Origin of the sequence: Campylobacter concisus (assembly GCF_003048985.1) — a bacterium.
Lineage (GTDB): Bacteria > Campylobacterota > Campylobacteria > Campylobacterales > Campylobacteraceae > Campylobacter_A > Campylobacter_A concisus_AY.
On sequence record NZ_PIRS01000001.1, the window covers coordinates 20490 to 46936 of the forward strand.

Sequence of the window (26447 nt, forward strand, 5' to 3'; positions counted from 1 at the left end):
AAGCAGGAGAAAATAAAAAATACACCTGCTTTTTGGCAAATTTACTCTTTAAATTCAGTTGATTGCACTGGTGTGGTGGCGATATCGCAAAAGCGCGAGTATTGCTTTTGAAAGAGCACGTCGATGGATCCCACTTCGCCGTTTCTGTTTTTGCCAACGATGATCTCGGCGTTTTCTTGAAGCTTGTTAAAAACGTGCTCGCTTTGATAAGGTTTGCCCTCGGCTGCTGCCTTGCTCTTTTTCTCGTTCTCCTCTTGCTCCAGATAGACCTCGTGTCTATATACAAAAAGGATGATGTCGGCGTCTTGCTCGATCGCGCCTGACTCTCTTAGGTCACTTAGCATAGGGCGCTTGTTCGCGCGTGCTTCAAGGCCGCGGTTTAGCTGTGAAAGTGCGATGATAGGCATATCCAGCTCGCGCGCTAGAAGCTTTAAGCCACGAGAAATTTCAGCTATTTGTATGTGGCGGTCGGCGAAGTTATTTGTGCTCATCATAAGGCCGATGTAGTCGATGACGCAGAGTGAAATTTCAGGATGAGCTGACTTTAGCTTGCGAAGCTGCGTCCTTACTTGGTGGATATTTACGTAGCCGCTATCGTGCACGAAGAGTTTTGCGTGCGAAAATTCGCTGCATGCATGGCTAAAGTGAGCGAGCTTCTCGTCGTCCAGGCTCGCTGTCATTATCTCTTGAAGTGGGATCGAGGTCTTATCAGCTAGCATCCTCATCATGATCTGCTCTGCTGGCATCTCAAGTGAGAAAAAGACGACACCAGCGCCACTTTTTAAAACGTGCCCCATGAAATTTAGACAAAGCGTCGTTTTACCCATGCCAGGGCGTGCTGCGATGATGATGAGGTCGCCATTTTTAAAGCCTTTTATCATCTCATTTAGCTTTTTAAAGCCGGTGTTTAGTCCGATGATATCGCGCTCGTTTAGGGCTGCTTGCTTTTGCATGTGCACGATCAAGCTTTTTATGATATCTTCGCTATCTCTGATGCTGCCAGTACCGCTGCCATCGACAAGAGAGTAAAACTCCTGACTTAGCTCATCGACCATATCGCGGCTAGCTTTGTCTTCATTTACCTTGCTTGGGATGTCGTGGGCGATCTTGACTAGACTGCGTTTTATCGATTTTTCTTTTAGCTCGTTTGCGTATCTTTGGATGTCGATGATCGAGTTTGTGGCCAAAATGCTCGCCATGACGTTGTCATCGTAGTTTTCACCAAGCTTGTTTTTGATAAATGTCGATGCGATAGGCACGTCGCCGTTTAGACAATCAACCATCGCTTTGTAAATTTGAGCGTGAGCCTTTAGGTAAAAGTCCCCAGCCTTGATCGTGTCAAAAATTTCGCCCAAAGCGTCGTTGTTTGCGATGATCGAGCTTAGTATGGCTCGCTCCATATCAAGGTCGTAAAGGTTGCTAAATTCTATCTCGTTAAGTCTCTCTTTTGCCACTGCTTTATCCTCTGCTCTTTATCTCGTCGTCGATCTCTTGTAAAAATCTATCCACAAGCTCGCTCTCAGGCAGTCTAGCAACCACTTCGCCGTGTCGCATGATCATGCCATTACCTTTACCAAATGCTATGGCGACGTCCGCACCTTTTGCCTCGCCGATAGCATTTACCACGCAGCCCATCACTGAGACGTTTAGTGGCTCTTTTATCCCTTTTGTCTTTTCTTCTACGAGCTTTACTGCTGCCATGAGGTCAGCTTGCAAACGCCCACAAGTTGGGCATGAGATGATGTTTAGCCCCTCTTTTTGGCGGCCGCTATCTTTTAAGATCGCCTTTGCGACTTTGATCTCCTCTTCAAGCTCGCCCGTGATGCTAACTCTCATCGTATCGCCGATACCCTCAAGTAGTAACCCACCAAGTGCGATCGCGGACTTGATGGTCGCGTGAAAAGTGGTACCTGCCTCTGTTACGCCTAGATGAAATGGGTAGTTTGTCTTTGGGCGAAGCGCTCTATAAGCTTGCATAGTGCGCTCGACGTCGCTTGATTTAAGTGAAATTTTAATGTCTGTAAAGTCAAAATCCTCAAGAAGCTTGATGTTGTATAAGGCACTCTCCACCATCGCCTTCACCGTGCGGCCGTAGCGGTCCTCAAACTGCTTTTCAAGCGAGCCAGAATTTACGCCTATGCGGATAGGCAGATTTCGCTGTTTGCAGGCATCAACGACTGCTTTTATGTTCTTAGCTGAGCCTATGTTGCCGGGGTTTATGCGGATAGCATCGACAAATTCGCTAACGATGAGCGCGTAGGTGTGGTTAAAATGTATGTCTGCAACGACTGGGATGGGTGAGCTTGCGACTATTTGCTTTAGCGCGCTGGCGTCCTCTTTGTCAAAAACTGCGCAGCGCACGATGTCACAGCCTGCAAAATATAGCCTTTGTATCTGCTCAAGCGTGCCTTTTACGTCCTTTGTCTTTGAAAATGTCATCGACTGCACGGAGATCGGTGCGTCACCGCCTATTAAAACATCGCGAATTTTTATCTGTTTTGTCGGGTATCGTTGCAAAATTTTGCCTTTAAATTTTATTGGGGATTATATAAAATCTTGGCTTTTAAATAAATTTGTTAAAAATAGTTGTAAGCATTTTTAATTCATAGTGTTTGTAAGCAATTTATCTAGTGTGTAAAATTTATTTTACACATCCCAGCTCTAAAAAATCTCTCTCTTTATATATTTTGTATTTTGTCTTGTCAAAAATAGTTAGAGTTTTTCCTGCATTTTCACTAATTAATTTGTTGATTAATTCTATATTTAAGTATTTTGATAGGCTTGAGTTTTGATCATACATCTTTTTTAATATCCTTTGATAGGCCACATCACCACCATGAAATCCATCAACAAATTCGCAACTATCCTTATAATAATCTCTCATGTCGTGAAAGTCATAATTTTCTATATCCGTCTCTTTTACGAGTTTTCTAAATTCAGAAACATAGTTGTATTTATCGCCAAGACTATTCATATTTTCAACAACTTCGTTTGCCAAAGGCGGTATAAATAATATTAATTTTATATCATTATCTTTTGCAAATTTTATAATCTCATTGAAAATTTCAACCCTCTCTTTAGAGATGTGGTTAGCATATTCAAATCTAGAATCGCTACTTTTTACTCTTTTTAAGGTATCTGAAAATTTTATATCTGAATTTTTTTCATCTCCTAAAATAAAACTAGTATACTGGTAAGAACCATCTTTCCTAAAGCCATTTGAGTATTTAAGGGACCTTAGTCCTATGTTTTGGTAGTTTGTTATGTCATTTTTGTCTTTTAAAATATATTTAAAAATATCAAGGTCAATTTCTCTTTTTAGGATTATGGATAGTGTTTGGTTGATTTTTGCTTTTATATCAATTTCTGTTTTATTTAAGTAATTAAAAACTCTTGGTTGATAAAGTTTTTCATTAAACCACCAAAAATCTAAACCTAAAATTATGATTTCTGGTTTATAGATTTTTTTCATTTCTTGTAAAAATAAATATCCTTCGTTTAGATGATGCATTGCTCCGCCAGTTGTAATAAAACTTGTATTAAAGCTTTCTTCTCTAAATTGCATAACTCTTGATGAACCCAGTGCTATAATTTTTGGCTTAATGTTTTTGATTAACTCTAATTTGTATTGAAACATATCTAAGTTCAAGTAGTTATATATTGCATTCTTTTCTAATTGAAATTTTGTAGCTTCTTGTAGTGATAAATCTTCTTTTGCTTTAAGTAATAATTTATAAACGAAAAAAGAAGGTATTGATACTAAAAAAAATGTAACAATAAATGTAAAAAATATAATGATAGAAAATTTTTTGTTTGTTAGCATTTAAAATCCTAAAAATTAAAATATAGAAATTCTGTTTTTACAGCGATCATTGAACAAAAGGATAACAATAAAATCAATATAAGATATATGATATTTAAGTAGCTTGGTTTAAATATGGCTGTTTTCTCGACTGAGTTTTTGAAAAGCAAGATTAAAACAAAACCAGATGCGATATATAGGAAAGTATATCTATCCCCTTCAATGCTGGCTATAAAATCACCAAAACTTACATTAAAAGATTTTAAAAATCCAAGCTTTGCTAATAAAAAATTTGGCAAAACTATTCCACTCAGCCCAAACATCCCTTTTAAAACTTTTAAAGCATCGTCCCAATCTTTTGCTCTAAAAAATACCCAAGTAATATTTATGAAGTTAAATGTTATAAACCAAGCCAAAATTTTATTCATCTTAAAGCCAAGTTCGTTCCAAATTCTGTGAATAACCAAGGCAACGCCATGCAAAAATCCCCAAAAGACAAATGTCCAGCCAGCCCCGTGCCATATACCACCTATTATAAAGGTTGCCATTAAATTTACGTATGTTCGAAGCCTGCCTTTGCGGTTACCACCTAGCGGGATATAGATGTAGTCTCTTAAAAAGCGGCTCAACGTTATGTGCCATCTGCGCCAAAAGTCTTGAATGTTTAAGGCTTTATAAGGTGAGTTAAAGTTTATTGGAAGCTTGATATTAAAAAGAAGTGCCGCACCAATAGCCATATCACAGTATCCACTAAAGTCAAAATATAGCTGAAATGTATAGCTTAGGCTAGTCGCCCATGCTTCAAATAAATTTAAGACAGTTGCCTTGTCAAAACCATTTGTTGCCCAAACAGCAAAACTATCAGCGATAACTACCTTTTTAAAAAGCCCTATCGAAAATATAAATAGTCCAAGTGCTATATTTTTGTAATTGATTATTTTATTTCTAACATTTGCAAACTGCGGCATCATCTCTTTGTGATGCACGATCGGACCAGCGATTAGTTGCGGAAAAAAGGTAACAAACAAGCAGTAGTTTAAAAAGTCATACTGCTTCGTACCCCCCCCCGTAGCACTATCGACTAAATAGGCTATTTGCTGAAAAGTAAAAAATGATATCGCAAGGGGCAATAGTAAATTTAAATGAGGTATGTTGGTATTAAAGATAAAATTTACATTGCTTATAAAGAAGTCTGAATATTTAAAATATCCAAGTAGCATTAAATTTGCCACAATGCCTAGTATAAGAATAAATTTTTTAGAAATTTTACTATTTTCTTTGTTTAGCTCCGCCCCAAAGCAGTAGTTAAACACCATTGAGCCTAAGATTAGCGGCAGATAAATGACATTCCACCAGCTGTAAAAAAATAAAGACGATAGAACCAAAAAGCCCTTTGCTACTTCTGTGAGGCGCTTTTTGTTTAGGTAAAAGTATATAAAAAATGTAAATGGCAAGAATAAAAATATAAATTCGTAAGAGTTAAAAAGCATTGATGTATCCGTTAATTTTTTGGTGAGATTATAATAAACATTGGCTAATCACTAACTAAAATTCACCGGATCTATATCAATATCGCTAAGTTCGCTTTTGCAGAGGTTTGCCGCCTTTAAAAGCATGGTGTGCGAGTTTGAGCGAAGCAAAATTTCATATCTAAATTTACCTACAAGATACTCAGCCTGGCACTTGCCGTATCCAACGATCTCTAGCTCATCGCTTTTTAGCGGCTCTAGCCTTTGCACAAATTCGTTCATTGCGCCCTTTACCGTGCTCTCATCTTTATGGGAAACGACCACGCGAAGTAGCCTCGTAAATGGCGGATACAGCCCCTCTCGGTAGCTGATCTCCTCCTTTAAAAATGCGTCGTAGTCGCTGATATAACTCTCAAAAAACTCCCTTTGTTTGCTTTGGATGATGACCCTGCCAGCTCCGTTTCTACCGGCTCTGCCAGCTACTTGCATGGCAAGGGCAAGTGTCCGCTCTCTAGCTCTATAATCAGGAAAATTTAAAAGCTCGTCAAAGCCCATGATGACGGCTAGCTCGACGTTGTGGTAGTCATGCCCCTTACTTAGCATCTGCGTGCCAAGCAGGATATCTATCTTGCCATCGTTAAATTCCTTCAAAGCCTTTACAAGCTTGTTTTGCGTCGTGATCTCGTCTCTGTCAAATTTAGCGATCCTAGCGTTTGCAAACTCAGCTTGCAGCCTCTCAAGAAGCTCACTCGTGCCGATCTTTTTAGCCTCTATCATCTCGCTGCCGCACTGGTGGCAGGTCTTTGGCACGGCCATTTTGTGCTCGCAGTATTGGCACTTTAGCACGTTTTGCTTTTTATAGTAGCTCATTCCGATGCTACAAAATGGACACTTCACCGTCTCGCCGCAGTTTTTGCAGACAAGATATTTGAAATTTGCCCTTGTTGGTAGGCAGATGACGGCTTGCTTTTTGTTTTCAAGCGTCTTTGCGATCTGCTCTTTTAAAATTTCACTTATGCCAGTCTCGCTCTCGTCAAATATATAGCTCTTTTGCGACGCAAAATATGTCCCTTTTAGGCGAAAACACTCTTGCTTGTAAAAGCTAGTGAGGCTTGGCGTGGCACTACCCAGAACTACTTGCAGGTCAAATTTGCTAGTTAAAAAGAGGGCTAGATCCCTTGCGTTGTAGTGGGGCTTTGAGCCTGTGTTTTTGTAGCTATCGTCGTGCTCTTCGTCGATGATGATGAGTTTTAGCCTCTCAAGTGGCAAAAATAGGGCAGATCTAGCTCCTGCAATAAGCCTTGCTTTGCCACTTTTGATGTCTTTTAAAATTTGCTCTTTTTTCTTTGACGTGATCTTTGAGTGCCACACTGCCACAGCCTCGCCAAAGAAACTCTCTAAACGCTTTTGCATCTGCGGCGTTAGTGAAATTTCAGGCATTAAAAATAGTGCCTGGCCGCCTGCGTTTAAAATTTCTCTGATTTTAGCGATGTAAATTTCACTTTTGCCACTTCCCGTGTCGCCAAAGATGAGCGAGCTTTTTCGCGCATTTATAAAATTTAGCGCTTCAAGCTGCTTTGGGCTTAAATTTGGCGATTTAAAGTCGCTTTCGCCACTATAAATTTCATCATCAGTAAGGCTTTGTGGCTCAAATAAATTTATAGCAACGCCAAGCTCGCAGGTGTAGTAGTAGGCGATAAATTTAGCTAAAGTTGCTTGGATATCGTTTAGCTTAATGGGTAAAATTTCATCAACGAGGCTTGTTTTAAAGCTTGGCTCGCTTACTTCGCGCAGGATAAAGCCAGTTAGACTTTTACCCCTAAGCTTTGCAGTGACGGCGCGAAATGGCGCAATATCTAGCTCGCTTTTATATGTGAGCGCAGCTAAATTTACCCCGCTAAATACGACCTCGTAGTATCTCATCACTCAAGGGCGCTGCAAAGTCCGTCACTGCTTTGGCAGTCAAATTCGCCAGTGGTTTTGTTATAAGTGAAATTTGCTGTTTGTCCGTCTAGTTTGAAGGTATAAGTTGTCGCTCCAGTTTTGTGCCAGCCGTTTTTTGTGCCGCTGTCTGCGATATTTACGCTTATTACTTTGTTGAAAAGTTTATTCCCATCATCAAGCGCGTCTGGATATGCTGGAGTGCCTTTTAGGACGCTATCGTTGTATTTTAGTGAGATGCCGCTTTTTATGGCAGCTATTTGCGTTTTTGCGTTTGCAACTATGGCGTCGCTTCTAGTAAAGAAAAGCTTTGGTATAGCAATAGCGCTCAAGACACCAAGTATGACGATGACAAATATAATTTCTATTAGTGTAAAAGCTCTTTTTTTCATTTATTTTCCGGTTTTAGTATCTCTTCTATCTCTTTTGTAACGTCCTTTACGACGCGTAAATTTGTGTAGCTCTCGTAGCTCTTTTCGACAAAGGCGTTTATAAGTTCGCGAGGCTCTATAAATTTCTTTCCCCCCATAAATTTCTGCCAGTCACGCTCAAAAACTTCAGCAAAATCATCATCAAGCGTTATCGTGTAGTCGCGAGATGATACGGTGAGCGTGATCTGTTTCATCTTTTATGCCAAAAATGCCTAGCTTATCTACCAAGGACGGCTTCGATCTTTTTCATTACATCATCAGCTTCGCTATTTTTCTTATCAAGGTCCTCTTCTAGGCGCATGATCTGGTTGGTTTTTGCCTCATTTTGTGCTTTTAATGTTACGATCTCGTTACGTAGCTCTTCATTTACTCTGCAAACTTCATCGTATTTTGTGATGAGGTCATTTACTTTATCGCTTAGTGTGGTTAAGATCGCATTATCTTCAAACATAAAGGTTCCTTTAAAATAATAATTAATGCCGTATTCTAACACGCAGAGGCTAAATTCTTTTTAAAATTCTCATTTGACAAAGCACTATCTTTGCTATAAAATTCGCCCAAATTTAAAGGCGATCAATGAGTAAATTTGAAATTTCATCTAAATTTAGCCCAAGCAGCGACCAAGCAAGAGCGATAAAAGAGATAGTAAAAAGTATAAAATCAGGCAATAAATACCAAACACTTCTAGGCGTCACAGGATCTGGCAAGACTTTTACCATGGCAAATGTCATACGTGAGCTAAATATGCCAACGCTCATCATGACACATAACAAATCCCTTGCCGCTCAGCTTTACAGCGAATTTAAGGGCTTTTTCCCAAAAAACCACGTCGAGTACTTCATAAGCTACTATGACTACTACCAGCCAGAGGCCTACATCCCAAGAAGCGACCTATATATAGAAAAGGATAGCTCGGTAAATGAGGAGCTTGAGCGCCTGCGCCTCTCTGCGACGGCTAGCTTGCTAAGCTTTGACGACGTCATCTGTGTCGCCTCAGTCTCTGCAAACTACGGCCTTGGTAATCCAAGCGAGTATAAAGGCATGGTCGCATACCTAAACGTCGGCGATAAAATCAACCAGCGCACGCTACTGCAAAAGCTAGTGGATATGGGATACAAGCGAAACGACGTTTATTTCGATCGTGGCGACTTTCGCGTAAACGGCGACGTGGTGGACGTATATCCCGCATATTTTAACGACGAGGCGTTTAGGATCGAGTTTTTCGGCGACGAGATCGAGACGATGTATAGCCTGGACGTGCTGGAAAACAAAAAAAGACACGACCTGAAAAAATTTATCCTCTACCCGACCAGCCAGTTTATCGTGGGCGCTGATAGGCTAAAGATCGCTATGAAAGAGATCGAAGAGGAGCTTGATGTGCGCTTGAAAGAATTTAACGAGCAGGGCAAGCTAGTTGAGGCGCAGAGGCTAAAGCAAAGGGTGGAGTTTGACCTCGAGATGATGGCAAGCACTGGCATGTGCAAGGGCATCGAAAACTACGCGCGCCACCTAACTGGTCAAAAGGCTGGAGAGACGCCGTACTCGATGTTTGACTACTTTGAGATAAGTGGTGAGGACTATCTGGTTATCGTCGATGAGAGCCACGTGAGTTTGCCGCAGTTTAGGGGTATGTATGCAGGCGATAGGAGCCGTAAAGAGGTGCTTGTGGAGTATGGATTTCGCTTGCCGTCAGCGCTTGATAACAGGCCGCTTAAATTTGACGAATTTATAAGCAAAAAGGCTAAATTTCTCTTTGTCTCAGCAACGCCAAACGAATACGAGCTTGGTATCAGCCAGGGGCACGTCTATGAGCAAATTTTGCGACCTACGGGGCTACTTGATCCGATCATCGAGATAAAAGATAGTGACAATCAAGTAGAGGCGCTATTTGACGAGGCGAAGGCGGTCATTGCAAGAGGTGAGCGTGTGCTAGTTACAGTGCTAACTAAAAAGATGGCTGAGGAGCTAAGCCGCTACTACATCGAGCTTGGCGTCAAGGTCAAGTATATGCACTCAGACATCGACGCGATCGAGCGAAATGAGATCATTAGAGGGCTTAGAAGTGGCGAATTTGACATGCTAATAGGCATAAATTTGCTTCGTGAGGGGCTTGACCTGCCTGAAGTGAGCCTAATAGCGATCATGGATGCCGACAAAGAGGGCTTTTTGCGCTCTACAACGAGCCTTATACAGACGATGGGGCGCGCAGCTAGAAACGTAAATGGCAAGGTGCTAATGTTTGCTAAAAAGATCACACACTCGATGAAAGAAGCGATCGATACGACGACTGCTAGGCGTAAATTTCAAGATGAGTACAACAAGGCTCACGGCATAACGCCGCACTCTGCAAGTAGAAATATCGAAGAGAGCCTGCACGTCGAGGACGGCACGGAGATCTTAAGAAAAGGCGCAAATCTGGAAAAAATGCCAGCTAGCGAGCGAGCCGCGATCGTAAAAGAGCTAAGAAAACAGATGCTTGAAGCGGCGGCGCAGCTGGAGTTTGAGAAGGCGGCGGCGCTGAGAGATGAGATAGCAAAGATGAGAAAACTTTAAAAAAGACAAGCCATTTTTGTTTTATACTGCGTTGGATATCGCTTCAAACTTCGGTCACGTATCATATATACGCTCCCTTGTTTTTGCTCATCCGCCTTGTCTGAAACAAAAATTTTCTTGTCTTGGCGGCTTAAATTCATATGTTCTATCTTTGGTCGAAAATTTCTTCGTTTCTACTTGCAGTTACGAGCTTGCGAAGCAAAACATTTAAAATCATCACAAGATACTTTGCCTTGATGCTCTGTGACTAAAATTTAAATTTCTACGTGTTTAGTTTGCGCAAATTTTTTAAATCTATCACAAAATATGCTGCCAAGTACCATGTTTTGTTTTTTTGTTTCTTTAAAATTTAAGTCTTGTCGCCTCTTTATAGTGAAGTAAAAAACTTATTTTCTTTGACAAGTTTTGCCTAAATTTCAGATCACATCAAATTTGGTCTGCTCAACAAAATTTAAAGCATAAAAAGTAAAATTTTGCAAAAAGGAGAAAAGATGACTTGCTATCATATCGACGCATTTACGAGTGAAATTTTTAAGGGCAATCCAGCAGCTGTTTGCATTACAAGCGAGCCGTTGTCAAAGGAGCTTATGCAAAAGATAGCTGCTGAAAATAATCTCTCAGAGACCGCATTTGTAGTGCCAAATGGCGAAATTTACAGCCTTCGCTGGTTTACGCCGCTTAGTGAGATAGACCTTTGTGGGCATGCCACGCTCGCATCGGCATTTGCGTTAAAGCGATTTTTTGCGCCAGAGCAAAATGAGTTTAAATTCAAAACGTTAAGCGGAATTTTAAATGTAGCTTATAAAGATGAGACATTTTGGCTTGATTTTCCAAGCTTTAGCCTAAAAGAGGTCGCTGTGAGCGAGCAAATGGCGCGTGCCGTTGGAGCTAGGCCAAAGAGAGCATTTTTGGGCAGAGACCTGCTTCTTATTATGCAAAATGAGAGTGAGGTGGTGGATGCGAGACCAGACATGGAGTTTTTAAGCGGCCTTGATGGGCTTATAACCCACATCAGTGCTATGGGCAAAAAATTTGACTGCGTATCTCGTAGCTTTGCGCCAAAGTTGGGCGTGGTGGAGGATTCAGTCTGTGGCTCGGGACACTGCCATCTAGTGCCATTTTGGGCAAAAGAGCTTGGCAAAAGTGAGATCGCAGCATTTCAGGCATCAAAAAGAGGTGGCAAGATCGCTTGTAGGATGAGAGATGACGGCAGGGTGATGCTTGGCGGCAAGGCTGTGCTCTACGCTGTTAGCGAGCTATTTGTATAAAATTAAGTTCTGCTAACTGGCTTTAAAAAGTAGCTAGAAACCGCGCAGATGAGCGAAACTGCGGCGATAAAGTAAAACGAGTGCGTTAGGCTAAAGATGTCAGCGATCTTGCCGATGACCGTCGCAAATATACCGCCGATTGTTATGCTAAGCCCAAGCGTTACGCCTGAGGCTAGGCCGATTTGATTTGGCAGATAAAGCTGTGCAAGGGCGATTGAGGGGCTAAAAGATAGGCTGATGCAGGCACTCACGCACATAGAGGCCACGAGAAATAGCGCGTAGCTGTCGATAAAGAGCATTAGCACGACTAGCGGTGCGGCGATGCTTAGGCTTATTTTGATGAGCCTAACTAGGCCGTATCTATCGGCTAGCGCTCCGCCAAATAGCGTAGAGATCGCACCTGCAGCAAAAAACATACTTAAATTTACATTTGCAGCCTCTTTGCTAAGGCCAAAAATTTTGATGAGGTAGATGCTAAAAAATGCCGAAAAGCCAAAAGCGACGATCGAGCGTGAAAATATACAGACACAAAGCCTTAAAAATGCGCCCAGATCATCTTTTAGAGCGCTTGTTTTTTGTGAAATTTGCTTTTTGTGATTGCCTTCTAGCGCTTTTATAAATTTGCCCTTTTTAAGGTATAAAAGTGTTAGAAAAATTTGAGGGATTATGAAAATTAACGTCCCTTTTAGGCCAAAATTTCCCACAAAAACGGCGACTAAAATGGGTCCAACCGCAAAGCCCACGTTGCCACCAAATGAAAATATGCTTATGCTTTTGGCTCTATTTTTGGTGTTTGAGGCGTAGTTTACGATCCTTGCGGCACTTGGGTGAAAGAGCGCGGCGCCGATACCGCTTATCATCACGCAAACCAAGATGATGTAGTAGTTTGTCACAAAGCCAGTGAGGCTCATGCCTCCGCCCGCTAGCAGTAGCCCAAGCGGGATGACATAGGGAAGCTCTTTTTTGTCGCTTAGGCGACCGATCAGCGGCTGGATGAGCGAGCTTGCTAAATTTGTGGCGGTCACGAGCGAGGCGGCTGTTGCGTAGTCGTAGTGGTAGCTCGCGATGAAAAAGGGTAGCATCGCACCAAGCGCGCTTTGGTTTATGTCACTACAAAAGTGCCCAAGCCCCATTAGATACTTTAAATTTTCCGCCTTTTTCATCTAAAATAGCCCTTTTAAAAGCCCCTTTAAATTTTGCTTTTCGCCGTTTGCGCCTTCATCATCTTTGCCCAGCTTTTTATCTAAAAATCTACCTATCTCTTTTTTGACCTTATTTTCGAGATATTGCGACCTGACATCATATTTTAGCTTGTCTGTCGTGCCTGAGATTTGCACGTTTAGATCGGTCTTTTCGAGCCTGCAAACAAGTGGCGCGTTAAGCATTTTTGTCGCGGTGTTATAAGTGCCACCTGTAACCTTTATGTCGCTCTTTGGTGAGCTTAAATTTACGTTAAAGACGACGTTATCGCCCTTTATATCGCCATAAATTTTGCCGTCTTTGTAAATTTCTTTTGTGATGTCCTTGCCGGTGAAGGTTTTTATATTGTTTGTGAGATTTGTGCTGGCTAGGTGACCCTCTTTTAGCAAGATGTCAAATTTACCGAGCTTTTGCTTCGTCTCGTAGTCAAATTTAGCATCGCCGTAGCCATCATAAAGATGATCTAACCCCAAAGTCTGCGTTAGCCCTTTGACCTCAAAGTTTTTTAGCACCGCATCAAGCGCGCCACCTTTGTAGTTTGCCTCTAGTTTGCCCTTAAATAGATCATCTGAAGTAGCTTTCACACTTAGATCATCCACTTTGCCCTCTGCCGTTACTAGGGCTGCAAATTTACCGTGAAGCTCGCGACCAGCTAAAAATGCAAGCCTATTTAGCTCTGAAACTACCGCTTGAAGCTTTAAGTTTAGCGTGCTTTTGCCCACGTCAAAACTGCCGTCTATGCCCTTTATATCAGCTAGCGAGCTAAGAAAGTCACCACTAAATTTTGCCATGTCGCCTTTATAGTCTAGGCTCAAATTTGAGCTAAATTTCTCATTTTCAGGGAATTTTTTATCAAGCATTTTGCTAAGCGCTGCTGCGTTAAATTTGCCCTCGTTTAAAGCGATCGTTGCGGTGACGCTTGGACTTTTGCTAAAGATATTTTGCCCCTTTGCCTGGATATTTGTCTTAGCGTTTGCCAGCATGTCGTTGCCGCTAAGTGCTAAAATTTCTCCTAACTGCGCCTCTTTTAGGTTAAGATCAAGATTTTCATTTTTTATGGTGGCATTTAGCTTGCCAGCAAAGGCATCGCCACCTAAATTTAGCTCATCTATTTTGCTCTGCTTGAGCTTCACATCGCCCGCAAGCGCCATCTTTGAGCCAACCTCAAAGCCGCTAACCGCTTTAAATTTCTCAGGGTCGCTAATGAGCAGGGCAAATTTGCTAAAAATTTGGTTGTTTTTTAGGTCATAAACGCCCTTTACATCCTTTAACTCGCCAAGGTCGCTAAGCACGTTTGCGTCAAAATTTACAAGTTCATTTTTTGCTGTGGCGCCGCCTTTTAGCTCAAATTTAGCCGCGTTTTTAAGTTTTGCAAGACCTTTATTTATAAGGCCGTTTTTTATCTCAAATTTAGCCTCGCCTGCAAGCTTTTTTAGCTCGTCAAAGCCGCTAAAATTTGCGTTTAAATTTATCTGCCCGTCTGCGTAGCTAGGCTGCATAGCAAGCGCTAGAAGCTCTTTTAGCTTGATGTTAGTTGCATTTAAGGCTAAGTTTTTGCTATCAAAATTTGCATTTATCTTGCCGCCAAGGCCGTTTATCTCAGCTTTTAGGTTTTGAAGGGCATTTTCTTGCATTGTAATTTCGCCGTTTGCCTCCACTGCGCCGCTTAGTTGCTCGCCTAAGAGCTTGCCAAAAAGGGCAAGATCAGGCACGTTTAGCGAAAAGTCGCTCTTTAAATTTTTGCTAGCTAGATCATAGGTCGTCTCGTTTGCTTTTAAAGTGGCTTCAGGTGCGATGATAAGGGTTTTTGCGCTCACTTTTTCATTTGCAAATTTAGCATTTACGCCGCCTTTAAAGCTTATATCTTTTGCTAAATTTAGCCCAAACTCATTTTTTAGAATTTCTTTGTTTATCGTTGCGTCGCTTGCTAAAATTTGAGCGTTTATGATGGGCTCATTTTTCTCATCAAAGCCTTGCATATTGCTCGTTAGATCAAGCTTGCCGCTAGCTAAATTTGGCTTTTGCGCAAGAGCTGAGATCTCAGAAAGTTCGATATTTTTAGCGTCAAGATTTAGAGCTTTTGGCAGGTAGTCTTTTAAATTTGCGTTTAAATTTATATTTGAGCCAAGTGCCGTGCCAGTTGCTGTTAGCTTAAAGTCACTAAATTTGCCAGCCACGTTTGCTTTAAGCGCGACATCCTTTTTTAGCCCAAGCTCGCTAGCCTTTGCCTTGTCGGCGTTTATGTCTATGTTTAAGTTCATACTTTGAGCAAGCAAGGAGAGCTCGCCATTTGCCTTTAAATTTATGGCGTTCATCACGGTTGCTTCTAAATTTAGCGTGCTAAGCCCAAGGTTAAACTCTTTAAATTTGACATCAATACCACGAGCTAGTGCCTCTTTTTCTATTTTACTGGCTATAAATTTATTGCCAAAAGAGCTAAAGATAAAGCCAAAAATGCAAGCTACTATGAGCACAAGCGCGCCAACTATGTAAGCTACTTTTTTCATAAAATTCCTTTATATTAGTTTTACATATCATAAAACTTTAGTCACTTAGACTAAAGTTTTTAATAAAATTCACTATAAATTATTGACTTTTTCAGAAAAAAATGCTAGCATTTCATCACTCAAAAATAAAGAGTGCTAAAAAAGACAATTAAACTAAAAGGATGAACAATGAACTTTCAACCATTAGGCAAGCGTGTCCTAGTCGAACGCGTAGAAGAGACAAAGACGACAGCTTCGGGCATAATTATACCTGATAACGCAAAAGAAAAACCTTTAAGCGGCGAGGTAAAAGCAGTTGGTGCTGAAGCTGAGGGCGTAAAAGTTGGCGAAAAAGTAGTATTTGCTAAATACGCTGGCACTGAGGTAAATTTAGATGATAAAACATATCTTGTTTTAAACATCGACGACATTTTAGGCGTGATTAAATAATTTAAAAAGGAAAGATAATGGCAAAAGAAATTTTTTACTCTGATGATGCAAGAAATCGCCTATACGAGGGCGTAAAAAAACTAAATGACGCTGTAAAAGTGACAATGGGACCAAGAGGCAGAAATGTCCTTATCCAAAAGAGCTTTGGTGCTCCAAACATCACAAAAGACGGCGTTAGCGTGGCTAAAGAAGTTGAGCTAAAAGATACTATCGAAAATATGGGTGCAAGCCTAGTTAGAGAAGTAGCAAGCAAAACAAACGACCAAGCAGGTGACGGCACTACAACAGCGACTGTGCTAGCTCACGCGATATTTAAAGAGGGTCTTAGAAACGTAACTGCTGGCGCAAATCCTATCGAAGTAAAACGTGGTATGGATAAAGAAGTAGCAGCTCTTATAGATGCACTAAAAAACATCTCTAAAAAAGTTTCTGGCTCAAAAGAGATCGCTCAGATCGCTACTATCTCTGCAAACTCAGATGAGAGTATCGGTAAGCTTATCGCTGATGCGATGGAGAAAGTCGGCAAAGACGGCGTCATAACAGTAGAAGAGGCAAAGTCTATCCAAGACGAGCTAAGCGTTGTTGAGGGTATGCAGTTTGACCGCGGATATCTAAGCCCATACTTCATCACAAACCCTGAAAAGATGCAAGTTGAGCTAAGTAATCCATTTATATTACTATTTGACAAGAAGATCACAAATTTAAAAGACCTGCTTCCAGTGCTTGAGCAAGTACAAAAGAGTGGAAAACCACTTCTAATCATCGCTGAAGATATCGAGGGTGAGGCACTTGCAACGCTTGTTGTAAATAAACTTCGTGGCGTGCTAAACATCTCAGCTGTAAAAGCTCCTGGCTTTGGTGATAGAAGAAAAGCAATGCTTGAAGATATCGCTATCTTAACAGGCGGCGAAGTCATTAGTGAAGAGCTAGGCAGAACACTTGAGAGTGCCACTATAAACGACCTTGGACAAGCTTCAAGCGTAGTTATCGACAAAGATAACACTACTATCGTAAATGGTGCAGGTGAGAAGTCAGCGATCGACGCTAGAATAACTCAGATCAAAGCTCAAATCGCTGAGACTACAAGCGACTATGACAAAGAAAAACTTCAAGAGCGCCTTGCAAAACTAAGCGGCGGCGTGGCAGTTATCAAAGTAGGTGCTGCGACTGAGACTGAGATGAAAGAGAAAAAAGACCGCGTAGATGACGCTCTAAGCGCTACTCGTGCAGCTGTAGAAGAGGGCATCGTAGTAGGTGGTGGCTCAGCTCTTATCCTTGCTTCAAAGAGTGTAAATTTAAATTTACAAGGTGACGAGGCAATCGGTGCTGAGATCGTTAGAAGAGCGCTTCGTGCTCCACTTCGCCAAATCGCTGAGAACGCTGGCTTTGACGCTGGCGTAGTAGCAAACGCAGTTGAGACAAGCAAAGATGCAAATTTTGGCTTTAACGCTGCAACTGGCGAATATGTAAATATGTTTGAAGCCGGCATCATCGACCCAGTTAAAGTTGAGAGAGTTGCGCTTCAAAACGCTGTTAGCGTGGCTAGCTTGCTACTAACCACTGAAGCAACTATCAGCGAGATAAAAGAAGAAAAAGCAATGCCTGCAATGCCTGACATGGGCGGAATGGGTGGCATGGGCGGCATGATGTAGCAGCCCTTTTCGAGCTAGAGCCTTTTCTAGCTCGAATTTATATTTAAATTTAACCTCACTAAATTTATAAAATTATTTACTCCTTTTTAAATTTATTCTTGTATCATTTTTGCATTCTTTTAGGGAGAATTTACAATGAAATATGATGAAATTTTTAGAGAATACGACATCCGTGGCATTTTTGAAAAAGACTTGACAGAGGACAGCGTCAAGGCTATAGGACTTGCTTTGGGTAAGAAATTTAACGAATTTGGCGTGAAAACTTTAAGCGTTGGTTTTGACGCAAGGCTAAGTGCTAGCACGCTTTTTAGGTATCTGCTAAGCGGCCTAAACAAGGCTGGTGGCTTTAAAATTTATAACATCGGCTTGCTACCAACTCCTGTTGGCTACTTTAGCGTTTATGCTGACTATTTCGACGCAAACATCATGATTACGGGCTCTCACAATCCAAAAGAGTATAACGGCTTTAAGATCACTATCAAAAAAGATAGCTTCTTTGGCAAAGATCTGCAAATTTTAAAAGATAAGGTGAACGAGATAATCGCCTCAAATTTAGAGATCGCAGATGATGAGAGCTGTGAGAAATTTAACATCTTAGAAAAATATGTCGAGTTTTTTGTAAAAGAATTTAGCGAGCTTAAAAATTTCAAAAAGCCTTTTGTTATCGACTGCGCAAATGGCGCTGTTGGCGTGAGCTTGGTGCCTATCGTTAAAGCACTTGGACTAAATGCAAAAATTTTATATGAAGATCCAGACGGAAATTTCCCAAATCACCACCCAGACCCAAGCGAAAAAGAGAATTTAAAAGAGATATTTTCGCTCATCGAAAAGAAGGAATTTGACCTTGGATTTGGCTTTGACGGAGATGGCGACAGGATCGCGGTTATAACGCCAAAAAGAGATATAAAAGGCGATGAGCTAGCATATCTTTATGCGCTAAATATGAAACATCCAAAGGTGCTTGGCGAGGTAAAATGCTCACAAAATATGTATGATGAGATTGCAAAAATCGGCGAAGTTTTCATGGGTAAGACGGGACATAGCAACATTAAAAAGATGATGAAAGAGCTAAACGTAGATCTTGCAGCAGAGGTGAGCGGACATATTTTCTTTAAAGAGCGCTATTTTGGCTTTGATGATGCGCTTTATGCGATGATGAGGGTGCTTGAGCTGGTTCATAAGGGCTTTGACCTTGACGGCGAGCTTGATAAGATGCCACTTGTCTTTAGCACCGATGAGATCAAGATAAAGACGACTGACGAGGCTAAATTTAAGATAGTAGCTAAGCTAAAAGAGTGTGTGAAAAACGAGGGTTGCGACCTGCCAAAGATAAAAAATATCATCGACATTGATGGCATTAGAATTCAGTTTGAAAATGGCTGGGCACTGGTGCGTGCGTCAAATACAACGCCAGTTATTGTTACTAGATTTGAAGCTAAAAGCAAAGAATTTCTAGAAGAGATCGAGCAAAAAGTGACAAATTTGCTAAAGAGCTTAATGTAACCTGCAAAGAGCATTTTGGGCTAAATTTACTCCAAAATGCTTTTCAAATTTTTATTTAAACATCCAACTTATCTGGCTTTTGCTGGTTTCTTTTCGGGCAGTTCCGCATACATGCCGCGCAACAATTCTCCAATCAAATTCGCATCCTCAAATTTCTCGAATACATGCATTAACGTCTTTGAGCCATTATAAGGATAACGTAGTTCTGAGTCCGCAAGAAGTCTGTCCGGTGTCGGCGTTCTCTTTAAAAACAGTTCATTATTACAAATGTCACCTATCAGTTTACCGTTAAAATATACAAGGTATCCACCCATCATGGATTTTATGACAATATCGCCGAATTCAGAAAATCTATCGCGAACATATTCATTAAATTCATTCACTATGATCACTCACTTTGAATTTAGAGTTTGCCGCCTTCGACGACTAGAGATTCAGGATTGACACTATTGCCATATATTGGTTTTAGTGTCGCGTCATAGTCTTTGTGGAAGAAATTTTCTTTTCCAAGCTCGATGATCTCGTTATTTAGCCACTCAAGCAAAACTTTGTTACCTTTTTTAACAGCTGGAGCTATCACATCCACGTCGCCAAGCGCTTCAACGCCAACGACAAAGCCAGGAGTCTCTTTCGCCCAAGCAAAAAGTAGAGCGTTATCATGCGCTAGAGCAGCACCTCTTTTATCAACCAAAGCTGCGAAAGTTTCGGTGTTTTGATCATACTTTAAAAGCTTGATATCAGGATAATTTTTTGTAAAAAATGCGTCTGCTGTTGTGCCTTTATTGACGATTAAAGTTTTATCTTTTAGCTCATCAACGCTCTTTATCACAGCACCTTCTGGGCTAACGATGCCAAGAGAGACCTTCATATATGGAAGCGCAAAATCAACAACTTGCGCGCGCTCAGGCGTCTTTGTGAAATTTGCAAGCGTGATATCGACCTTGTCAGCTGTGAGCACTTCGACCCTGCCAGCAGCCTCGACTAGCTCAAATTTAACCTTGCTCTCATCGCCAAGCAAGTCTTTTGCGATGCGTTTTGCAAAATAGATGTCATAGCCTTGGTTTTTGCCGTCTTTATCGACGTAGCCAAATGGCGGTTTGTCGCTGAAAACGCCTATCCTTATATATCCACGCTCTTTGATCTTTGCGATAGCGTCAGTTTGATTTGAAGCGGCCGCTTTGTCCGCACCTTTGTCATCACCACAACCCGTTAGAAAGACGGTAGCGACTAATGCTAATAAGAAAAATTTAAATTTTCTCACTCTTTCTCCTTTAAAAAATTTAGTTAATAAGAGCGGTCAAATCTCGCTCTAAACGCATTTTGAAAAAACGGCAAATTATCTCTTATTTTTTCTAAAACGAGAATAAATTTAGAAATTTCTTCGCGCGATCGCTCTTTGGATTAGTAAAAAACTCCTCTGGCTCGCTGATCTCCACGATCGCTCCAGCGTCCATAAATACGATCTTATTTGCAACCGCTCTTGCAAAGCTCATCTCGTGGGTGACTATTAACATCGTCATGCCATCTTTGGCTAAATTTAGTATCACATCGAGCACCTCTCTAACGATCTCTGGATCAAGTGCTGCCGTAACCTCGTCAAATAGCATGATCTCAGGGTTTAAACAAAGGCTTCTTACTATTGCTATGCGCTGCTTTTGACCGCCGCTTAGCTCCTTTGGATAGGCAAATTTCTTATCAAGTAGCCCAACCTTGCTTAGCCACATATCAGCCGTTTTTTCAGCTTCGGCTCTATCTTTTTTTTGCACCTTCAAAGGTCCAAGAAGGACGTTGTCTATGACGTTCATGTGATCAAAAAGCTCGTAGCTTTGAAAGACCATGCCGACCTTTTGGCGGATCCTTTGCCACTCTTTAAATTTAGCATCTATCACTTCGCCGTCTATGATGATCTCGCCGCTTGCTATGCTCTCAAGGCCGTTTATGCATCTAAGAGTTGTGCTCTTGCCACAGCCTGATGGTCCAAGAAGCACTACTACTTCGCCACTTTTTACCTCTAAGCTTATATCTTTTAAGGCGTGAAGCTCTCCATAAAATTTATTGATTTTTTTAAGTTCTAAGATATTTTCGCTCATTTTAGCTCCATTTTTCTTCTAGTTTTTTCGATAGTTTTGAGACTGGATAGCAGATCGCAAAATATAAAAAGAATATGAGCGTGTATATCCAAAATGGCGCCATAGGATTTGTAAATACATTTCGCTCGATGATCTGCTGACCGACTTTGACCACCTCTACGACGCCGATTAGCACGACGATAGAGGTCGTTTTTATCATACGGCTTAGTAAATTTACAGCTCCAGGCACCAGCCTTCTTGTGGCAAGCGGGATGATGACGTGAAAGTAAATTTGAAATTTGCTAAGTCCTAGTGAGGCGGCTGACTCAAACTGGTGCTTTGGTATCGAGGTGATAGCACCGCGCACGATATCCATCATCTCAAAAACGCCCCAAAGGCTAAAGACGATGAGCGAGGCGGTAAATGCCGAGATATGCAGTCCAAAAGCCTTGCTAACACCAAAGTAAAATAAAAATAGCCAGACGATCTGAGGCATGATACGAACGATCTCGAGGCAAATTTTTAAAACAAAATAGATAAATTTGTTTTTCATACTCATCAAAACGCCAAGTATGAGGCCACCGATGACGGAGATGATGATAGAGATGAGCGAAATTTCAGTGCTTACTACAAGACCTTCAAGCAGTCTTAGTAAATTTTGCGTGTCAAATAATATACTAACTCCTTGCATTTCTCACCCTTTTTTCGACGTAGCTAAGCGCCAGCGAGACTGGCAAGATGATGACAAGATAGCTAATAACCAGCATAAAAAGCGCCTCATCTGTTTTGTAGTAAAGTCCGATGAGATCCTTTGCGACGTAGACTAGATCAGCAAGGGCTACGATGCTAACGATGCTTGTCTCTTTTAGTAAAAATATGACGTTTGCGCTGATGCTCGGAAGTGCCACGCTAAAGGCTTGTGGCAATATGACATATCTTAGGAGCTGGTTTTTACTAAGTGCGATACTAAGTCCTGCTTCTATCTGCGACTTTCTCACCGCCTCAAAGCCAAGTCTAAAGCTCTCGCTCATATAGCTGCCACCAAGAAAGCTAAGTCCAGCGACCGCACAGGCAAAGCCACTCATCGACACTCCAAGCTTTGGCAAGCCGTAGTATAAAAAGAAGAGCTGGATAAGAAGCGGCGTATTTCTTGAAAGCTCAACATAGCAATCAACGAGCTTTGAGAGAAATTTTAGCTTGTAAAATTTCACAGCCATGCAAAAAATGCCTATCAAAATAGAAAAAACGATCCCCAAAAAGGCGATCTGGCAGGTGAGAATCCCAGCCTTTACAAAAAGGGGGTAAAATTTCTCAATAAACTCAAAATCCATAAACTTTAATCCAATCTGAAAAATGGAGTTATTTTATCCCATAATCATAAATTTAAAACTAATTAGATATGATCACGCTTTAAATTTAAGCTTACAAAAAGGATAAAATTTGATCGATCTTTTTCAGATCATCGGCTTTTTAGGGATGATTTGCATCGTGATGGGCTACTTTTTACTTCAGATCGGCCGCCTAAATAGCCGCGATCTAGCCTACCAGATCATAAATTTAGCAGGTGCGGTGCTGCTTATAATCTCGCTTTTTGTGCACTTTAACCTCGGTTCATTTTTGATAGAGGTCTTTTGGATAATCATTACGATATATGGAATTTATAAAATTTACAAGGAGAGAGCGTGAGAGCGTATGCAGAGTGGGAGGAGCAGGAGCTTTTGTTTTTATCGCTGCCACATAGTAAGAGCGACTGGGAGCCTTATTTAGAGGAGATTTTGGCGGGTTATGAGGAGCTTGTGGCTGCTGTTACGCCCTATGAAAAGGTGGTGCTTATCTGCCCTGATGAGGCAAATTTTGATAGATTTAAGAAATTTAAAAATGTAGAGTTTGTAAAGCTTGAGACTGATGATACTTGGATCAGAGACTACGGTATGATCGACGTTTGCACCAAAGACGGCGTAAAAAGTTACGACTTTAAATTTAACGCTTGGGGCGGTAAATTTAAGAGTTCAAAAGATGATGCGATAAATTTAGAGCTAGCTAAAATTTACAAAACCAAACTTGAGCCTGTTGATATGATACTAGAGGGCGGAAGTGTTGAATTTAATGGAGATGGCGTGCTTTTAACCACCTCAAAATGCCTGCTAAATGAAAATAGAAACAAAGCGCTTAGCAAAGAGCAGATCGAAGAAAAACTAAAAAATTTATTTGGCTTAAAGCGTATCATCTGGCTTGAAAATGGCTTTATAAGAGGCGATGATACAGACAGCCACATCGACACTTTGGCGCGCTTTATCACGCCTGATACGATAGCTTACGCAGCTTGCGAAGATGTGAGCGATGAGCACTTTGATGAGCTTAAAAGGATGGAGGATGAGCTTAAGAAAACTGGCTTTAAGCTGCTTGCTCTGCCGCTTCCTAAGCCTAAATTTTATGATGACAAAAGGCTTGGTTGCACCTATGCAAACTTTATCTTTATAAATGGCGCCTTAATCGTGCCAACATATAACGACGAAAACGATGAAAAGGTGCTAAATTTACTAGCCCGTGCGCTGCCAGATAGAAAGATCATCGGCGTAAATTCGCTAGTTTTTGTCCGTCAAAATGGCTCGCTTCACTGCTCAAGCCAAAATAGATACAAAAGGGCTTAAGTTTGGGAAGTCCGTTTGATTATGAGTTTAACAGCATAAATAAGCAGGAGTGCACGCAGAGCGAAAATAAGGCTGTTATCGCAGCTGGAGCATGCGCTTTTTTGCTTGCACTTGTGAAATTTGCAGCAGGGCTTTTTAGCGGCTCAGTCGCTGTGCTTGGCTCGGCGATTGACTCGATGCTTGATTTTATCGTTTCGCTTTTAAATTTATTTGCGCTTAGAAAGTCAAGAAAGCAAGCCGATGAGAGATTTAACTTTGGCTACACAAAGCTAGAGGCGTTGGCAGCGCTATTTGAGTGCGTCATCATCGTGCTGGCTGCTGGATATATATTTTATGAGAGCGTTAAGAAATTTAGCGAGCCAAATTTAGAGATAGACCTTGGCTTAAGCCTTGGCGTGATGGTATTTTCAGTCATTGTGACGTTATGTTTGGTCCTATTTTTAAACCAAATTTCTAAAAAAAGTGGCAACCTTATCATCAAAGCAGACGCGCTGCACTATAAGATCGACCTTTTTAGTAACCTTGCAGTTATCATCTCGCTACTTATCATTAAATTTAGCAGATTTGTGATGATAGATGCGATCTTTGGTATTGTAATAAGTGGCTACATCGCTCAAAGCGCCATAAGTCTTGGCAAAGACGCCTTTGGTGTCTTGCTAGATCACGCGGCAAGCCCTGAGGTCACAGATGAGATCATCAAAATGATAAAGGCTAAGCAGAGAATTTCTGATTTTCACTACCTAAACACAAGGCAGAGCGCAAATACCATATTTTTAACGCTACATTTAGTTTTTGACAAAGATATCTCGCTTTACGACGCGCACGAGGTGGCCGACTCGCTTGAAGCTGAGATAAGAGAGAAATTTAAGGAATTTTCGTGGCAGATAACCACGCATTTAGACCCATACAACGACAAAGAAGGGAGATGAGATGAAAGTAGCACTACTTCAACAAGAATTTAAAGGGACAAAAGAGGCAACTATCGCAAAGACGCTTGAGCTAATCGCCGAGGCAAAAAAAGGTGGCGCTGATCTAGTTGTCTGCCAAGAGCTGCACCAGACGCAGTACTTTTGCCAAAGCGAGGATACAAATTTCTTTGATCACGCAAACGACTGGCAAGAGGACGTCGCTTTTTGGGGCAGGGTGGCAAAAGAAAATGGCGTAGTTTTAGTCACTTCGCTCTTTGAAAAGAGGGCTGACGGACTTTATCACAACACCGCCTTTGTCTTTGAGAGTGACGGCAGTGTGGCTGGCAAATACAGAAAAATGCACATCCCTGATGACCCTGGATTTTACGAGAAATTTTACTTCACGCCTGGCGATATTGGCTTTGAGCCTATTGAAACTAGCCTTGGTAAGCTTGGCGTTTTGGTTTGCTGGGATCAGTGGTATCCAGAGGCAGCAAGGCTAATGGCGCTAAAAGGGGCGAAAATTCTCATCTACCCAACGGCTATTGGCTGGTTTGAGTGCGATAGTGATGATGAAAAGTCAAGACAGCTTGAAGCGTGGGTAGCAGTGCAAAGAGGTCACAGCGTGGCAAACGGTCTGCCAGTGGTCGCAGTAAATCGCGTGGGCTTTGAAAAAGATGATAGCGGCGTGATGGATGGGATAAAATTTTGGGGAAATAGCTTTGTTTTCGGGCCACAAGGCGAGCAGCTTTTCCGCGCAAATAGCACAGATGAGCTTTGTAAGATCGTTGAGATAGATATGAAAAGAAGCGAAGAAGTTCGCAGAATTTGGCCATTTTTAAGAGACCGCAGGATCGATGCCTACGCAAATATCACAAAAAGATTTATCGACTAAATTTAGAGCTAGAATTTCTAGCTCTTAAAATTTAGAATGCTCGTAAAAGAAATATAAATTTATTCTTAAGAAAATATTTTTTTAAGCCTTGATTGTGTAGAATAGTTGCAACTTTACCAAAATGGCATAAAAATATCATATCAAAAAGATACAAAGCTAAATTTATAGAATAAAATAGCCTTAAATTTTTTGAAAGGATTTTAGATGAAAACTACTTCTTTGGCACTTGCTGGATTGCTTTTGGCAACAACACTTTCAGCAAAAGAATTTATCAGTATCGGCACTGGTGGCATGACAGGTACATACTATCCGATAGGTGGAGCGATCTGCCGCTTGGCAAATAAAAATACAGATGTAAAATGCTCTGTTCAATCAACTGGCGGCTCTGTTTATAACGTAAATAACGTCCTTAAAAAAGAGCTTACATTTGGCTTTGTTCAAAGTGACGTCGTATATGATAAATATAACGGCACTGGCAAATTTGACGGAGCAAAAGATGAAAATTTACGCTCAGTAGTTGCGATCTATCCAGAGCTTCTTGCATTTGTTGTAGCAAAAGATAGCGGTCTAACAAGCGATCTTTCTTCATTTGCAGGTAAAAAATACAACGTAGGCAACCCAGGTAGCGGCAACGAAGTGAGCACGCTTGAAGTCTTTAAAGCAAAGGGCTTTGACGTTTCAAAACTAGGATACCGCGGCGTTTTAACAGTTGGCGAATGCCCACATGCACTAAAAGATAAAAAGATAGACGGATATAGCTTTGTCGTTGGTCACCCAACTGCAAACATCACTGATGCTGCGACATCTTTGCCTATTGATATCCTAAATATCGAAGGCAGCGAGATCGATAACCTTCTTAAAGAAAAACCATACTTTGCAAAAGGTGTGATCCCAAAAGGCTCTTATGATGGCGTCGATCACGATGTAAATACTATCGGCGTAAAGGCTGTTTTAGTAACTAGCAAAGATACAAAAGATGAGGCTGTAAAAGCTGTGATAAAAGCTATTTTAGACAACTTTGATGAGTATAAAACTCTTCACCCAGCGCTAAAATCAGTAAATAAAGAAGATCTCGTCCAAGGTCTTTCAGCTCCACTTCACCCAGCTGCAGAGGCTGCGTTTAAAGAGGCTGGTATCTTAAAATAACTCAAATTTCCAGGGGCTTTTGC

At 41.2% G+C, this 26447-nt stretch carries 25 protein-coding genes; 10 read left to right on the forward strand and 15 right to left on the reverse strand.

The features are described from left to right. Positions 1-41: 41 nt before the first annotated feature. From CVS91_RS00110 to CVS91_RS00145, 8 genes are all read right to left on the reverse strand, one after another. Complete coding sequence (locus tag CVS91_RS00110; RefSeq protein WP_107829419.1) at positions 42-1454, reverse strand: replicative DNA helicase; 1413 nt, start codon at positions 1452-1454, stop codon at positions 42-44. A gap of 4 nt (positions 1455-1458) precedes the next feature. Then, on the reverse strand, positions 1459-2517 hold the full coding sequence (gene ispG, locus CVS91_RS00115; RefSeq protein WP_107829421.1) for a flavodoxin-dependent (E)-4-hydroxy-3-methylbut-2-enyl-diphosphate synthase: 1059 nt from the start codon (positions 2515-2517) through the stop codon (positions 1459-1461). Positions 2518-2641: 124 nt separating this feature from the next. Continuing rightward, a complete protein-coding gene (locus CVS91_RS00120; RefSeq protein WP_107829423.1) occupies positions 2642-3823 on the reverse strand; it encodes a hypothetical protein in 1182 nt (393 codons plus the stop codon). Between the two features lie 8 nt (positions 3824-3831). Continuing rightward, positions 3832-5292: an MBOAT family O-acyltransferase gene (locus CVS91_RS00125; RefSeq protein WP_107829425.1), complete on the reverse strand. Its 1461-nt coding sequence runs from the start codon at positions 5290-5292 to the stop codon at positions 3832-3834. A 51-nt stretch (positions 5293-5343) separates the two neighbouring features. Beyond that, complete coding sequence (locus tag CVS91_RS00130; protein ID WP_107829427.1) at positions 5344-7194, reverse strand: primosomal protein N'; 1851 nt, start codon at positions 7192-7194, stop codon at positions 5344-5346. After that, positions 7194-7604: a type II secretion system protein gene (locus tag CVS91_RS00135; protein ID WP_087583073.1), complete on the reverse strand. Its 411-nt coding sequence runs from the start codon at positions 7602-7604 to the stop codon at positions 7194-7196. Before CVS91_RS00135 ends, CVS91_RS00130 begins: the two co-directional genes overlap by 1 nt. Further along, on the reverse strand, positions 7601-7837 hold the full coding sequence (locus CVS91_RS00140) for a hypothetical protein (protein ID WP_009293636.1): 237 nt from the start codon (positions 7835-7837) through the stop codon (positions 7601-7603). Before CVS91_RS00140 ends, CVS91_RS00135 begins: the two co-directional genes overlap by 4 nt. A 23-nt stretch (positions 7838-7860) precedes the next feature. After that, entirely contained in the window at positions 7861-8094 is a 234-nt protein-coding gene (locus CVS91_RS00145; RefSeq protein ID WP_002940382.1) for a hypothetical protein, read from the reverse strand. A 125-nt stretch (positions 8095-8219) separates the two neighbouring features. On the opposite strand from CVS91_RS00145, the gene uvrB reads away from it, so the two are divergent. Both uvrB and CVS91_RS00155 read left to right on the forward strand, forming a co-directional pair. Further along, complete coding sequence (gene uvrB, locus CVS91_RS00150; RefSeq protein ID WP_107829429.1) at positions 8220-10196, forward strand: excinuclease ABC subunit UvrB; 1977 nt, start codon at positions 8220-8222, stop codon at positions 10194-10196. 491 nt (positions 10197-10687) lie between these two features. Further along, positions 10688-11464 (forward strand): PhzF family phenazine biosynthesis protein, encoded by a 777-nt coding sequence (locus tag CVS91_RS00155; RefSeq protein WP_103605266.1) that lies wholly within the window; start codon positions 10688-10690, stop codon positions 11462-11464. A gap of 2 nt (positions 11465-11466) precedes the next feature. Here the strand turns inward: CVS91_RS00155 and CVS91_RS00160 are convergent, their stop codons facing one another. Next, on the reverse strand, positions 11467-12627 hold the full coding sequence (locus tag CVS91_RS00160; protein ID WP_107829431.1) for an MFS transporter: 1161 nt from the start codon (positions 12625-12627) through the stop codon (positions 11467-11469). Then, positions 12628-15171: a tryptophanyl-tRNA synthetase gene (locus tag CVS91_RS00165; protein WP_107829433.1), complete on the reverse strand. Its 2544-nt coding sequence runs from the start codon at positions 15169-15171 to the stop codon at positions 12628-12630. It lies immediately after the preceding gene. A gap of 168 nt (positions 15172-15339) precedes the next feature. Here CVS91_RS00165 and groES point away from each other — a divergent pair, with 168 nt between their 5' ends. From groES to CVS91_RS00180, 3 genes are all read left to right on the forward strand, one after another. After that, the gene (gene groES / locus CVS91_RS00170) at positions 15340-15600 is read left to right on the forward strand and encodes a co-chaperone GroES (RefSeq protein WP_009293641.1); all 261 of its coding nucleotides are present in this window, start codon (positions 15340-15342) and stop codon (positions 15598-15600) included. A 17-nt stretch (positions 15601-15617) separates the two neighbouring features. Further along, a complete protein-coding gene (gene groL, locus CVS91_RS00175; protein ID WP_002940160.1) occupies positions 15618-17252 on the forward strand; it encodes a chaperonin GroEL in 1635 nt (544 codons plus the stop codon). A 135-nt stretch (positions 17253-17387) separates the two neighbouring features. Next, the gene (locus CVS91_RS00180; protein WP_107829435.1) at positions 17388-18755 is read left to right on the forward strand and encodes a phosphomannomutase/phosphoglucomutase; all 1368 of its coding nucleotides are present in this window, start codon (positions 17388-17390) and stop codon (positions 18753-18755) included. Positions 18756-18823: 68 nt separating this feature from the next. On the opposite strand, the gene CVS91_RS00185 is transcribed toward CVS91_RS00180, so the two are convergent. The 5 genes from CVS91_RS00185 to CVS91_RS00205 form a co-directional block, all read right to left on the reverse strand. After that, positions 18824-19138 carry a TfoX/Sxy family protein gene (locus CVS91_RS00185; RefSeq protein WP_107829772.1) on the reverse strand — a complete coding sequence of 105 codons (315 nt, stop codon included), beginning with the start codon at positions 19136-19138 and terminating at the stop codon, positions 18824-18826. 20 nt (positions 19139-19158) lie between these two features. Continuing rightward, positions 19159-20016, reverse strand: coding sequence for a cysteine ABC transporter substrate-binding protein (locus tag CVS91_RS00190; protein WP_107829437.1), 858 nt, complete (start codon positions 20014-20016; stop codon positions 19159-19161). Positions 20017-20107: 91 nt separating this feature from the next. Next, a complete protein-coding gene (locus CVS91_RS00195) occupies positions 20108-20845 on the reverse strand; it encodes an amino acid ABC transporter ATP-binding protein (RefSeq protein ID WP_107829439.1) in 738 nt (245 codons plus the stop codon). A 1-nt stretch (position 20846) separates the two neighbouring features. Beyond that, on the reverse strand, positions 20847-21515 hold the full coding sequence (locus CVS91_RS00200) for an amino acid ABC transporter permease (RefSeq protein ID WP_087581878.1): 669 nt from the start codon (positions 21513-21515) through the stop codon (positions 20847-20849). Further along, the gene (locus CVS91_RS00205) at positions 21502-22155 is read right to left on the reverse strand and encodes an amino acid ABC transporter permease (RefSeq protein WP_107829440.1); all 654 of its coding nucleotides are present in this window, start codon (positions 22153-22155) and stop codon (positions 21502-21504) included. Before CVS91_RS00205 ends, CVS91_RS00200 begins: the two co-directional genes overlap by 14 nt. A 109-nt stretch (positions 22156-22264) precedes the next feature. Between CVS91_RS00205 and CVS91_RS00210 the strand changes: the two genes are divergently transcribed. The 5 genes from CVS91_RS00210 to CVS91_RS00230 all read left to right on the forward strand — a co-directional run bounded on the left by CVS91_RS00210 (position 22265) and on the right by CVS91_RS00230 (position 26424). Beyond that, the gene (locus CVS91_RS00210; RefSeq protein ID WP_021089339.1) at positions 22265-22510 is read left to right on the forward strand and encodes a CBU_0592 family membrane protein; all 246 of its coding nucleotides are present in this window, start codon (positions 22265-22267) and stop codon (positions 22508-22510) included. Next, positions 22507-23475, forward strand: a complete 969-nt coding sequence (locus CVS91_RS00215; protein WP_107829442.1) for an agmatine deiminase family protein — start codon at positions 22507-22509, stop codon at positions 23473-23475. The genes CVS91_RS00210 and CVS91_RS00215 overlap by 4 nt, the downstream gene beginning before the upstream one ends. A 2-nt stretch (positions 23476-23477) precedes the next feature. After that, a complete protein-coding gene (locus tag CVS91_RS00220; protein ID WP_107829445.1) occupies positions 23478-24404 on the forward strand; it encodes a cation diffusion facilitator family transporter in 927 nt (308 codons plus the stop codon). 1 nt (position 24405) lies between these two features. Continuing rightward, a complete protein-coding gene (locus CVS91_RS00225; RefSeq protein WP_107829447.1) occupies positions 24406-25278 on the forward strand; it encodes a carbon-nitrogen hydrolase in 873 nt (290 codons plus the stop codon). Positions 25279-25482: 204 nt separating this feature from the next. Then, the gene (locus tag CVS91_RS00230; RefSeq protein WP_021086898.1) at positions 25483-26424 is read left to right on the forward strand and encodes a TAXI family TRAP transporter solute-binding subunit; all 942 of its coding nucleotides are present in this window, start codon (positions 25483-25485) and stop codon (positions 26422-26424) included. Positions 26425-26447: the final 23 nt, after the last annotated feature.

Excerpts from the sequence above, each read along its gene's own strand:
- CVS91_RS00120 (WP_107829423.1), bottom strand. The coding sequence starts at position 3,823 with ATGCTAACAAACAAAAAATTTTCTATCATTATATTTTTTACATTTATT.
- CVS91_RS00125 (WP_107829425.1), bottom strand. The coding sequence starts at position 5,292 with ATGCTTTTTAACTCTTACGAATTTATATTTTTATTCTTGCCATTTACA.
- CVS91_RS00130 (WP_107829427.1), bottom strand. The coding sequence starts at position 7,194 with ATGAGATACTACGAGGTCGTATTTAGCGGGGTAAATTTAGCTGCGCTC.
- CVS91_RS00135 (WP_087583073.1), bottom strand. The coding sequence starts at position 7,604 with ATGAAAAAAAGAGCTTTTACACTAATAGAAATTATATTTGTCATCGTC.
- CVS91_RS00140 (WP_009293636.1), bottom strand. The coding sequence starts at position 7,837 with ATGAAACAGATCACGCTCACCGTATCATCTCGCGACTACACGATAACG.
- CVS91_RS00145 (WP_002940382.1), bottom strand. The coding sequence starts at position 8,094 with ATGTTTGAAGATAATGCGATCTTAACCACACTAAGCGATAAAGTAAAT.
- uvrB (WP_107829429.1), top strand. The coding sequence starts at position 8,220 with ATGAGTAAATTTGAAATTTCATCTAAATTTAGCCCAAGCAGCGACCAA.
- CVS91_RS00155 (WP_103605266.1), top strand. The coding sequence starts at position 10,688 with ATGACTTGCTATCATATCGACGCATTTACGAGTGAAATTTTTAAGGGC.
- CVS91_RS00160 (WP_107829431.1), bottom strand. The coding sequence starts at position 12,627 with ATGAAAAAGGCGGAAAATTTAAAGTATCTAATGGGGCTTGGGCACTTT.
- CVS91_RS00165 (WP_107829433.1), bottom strand. The coding sequence starts at position 15,171 with ATGAAAAAAGTAGCTTACATAGTTGGCGCGCTTGTGCTCATAGTAGCT.
- groES (WP_009293641.1), top strand. The coding sequence starts at position 15,340 with ATGAACTTTCAACCATTAGGCAAGCGTGTCCTAGTCGAACGCGTAGAA.
- groL (WP_002940160.1), top strand. The coding sequence starts at position 15,618 with ATGGCAAAAGAAATTTTTTACTCTGATGATGCAAGAAATCGCCTATAC.
- CVS91_RS00180 (WP_107829435.1), top strand. The coding sequence starts at position 17,388 with ATGAAATATGATGAAATTTTTAGAGAATACGACATCCGTGGCATTTTT.
- CVS91_RS00195 (WP_107829439.1), bottom strand. The coding sequence starts at position 20,845 with ATGAGCGAAAATATCTTAGAACTTAAAAAAATCAATAAATTTTATGGA.
- CVS91_RS00200 (WP_087581878.1), bottom strand. The coding sequence starts at position 21,515 with ATGCAAGGAGTTAGTATATTATTTGACACGCAAAATTTACTAAGACTG.
- CVS91_RS00205 (WP_107829440.1), bottom strand. The coding sequence starts at position 22,155 with ATGGATTTTGAGTTTATTGAGAAATTTTACCCCCTTTTTGTAAAGGCT.
- CVS91_RS00225 (WP_107829447.1), top strand. The coding sequence starts at position 24,406 with ATGAAAGTAGCACTACTTCAACAAGAATTTAAAGGGACAAAAGAGGCA.
- CVS91_RS00230 (WP_021086898.1), top strand. The coding sequence starts at position 25,483 with ATGAAAACTACTTCTTTGGCACTTGCTGGATTGCTTTTGGCAACAACA.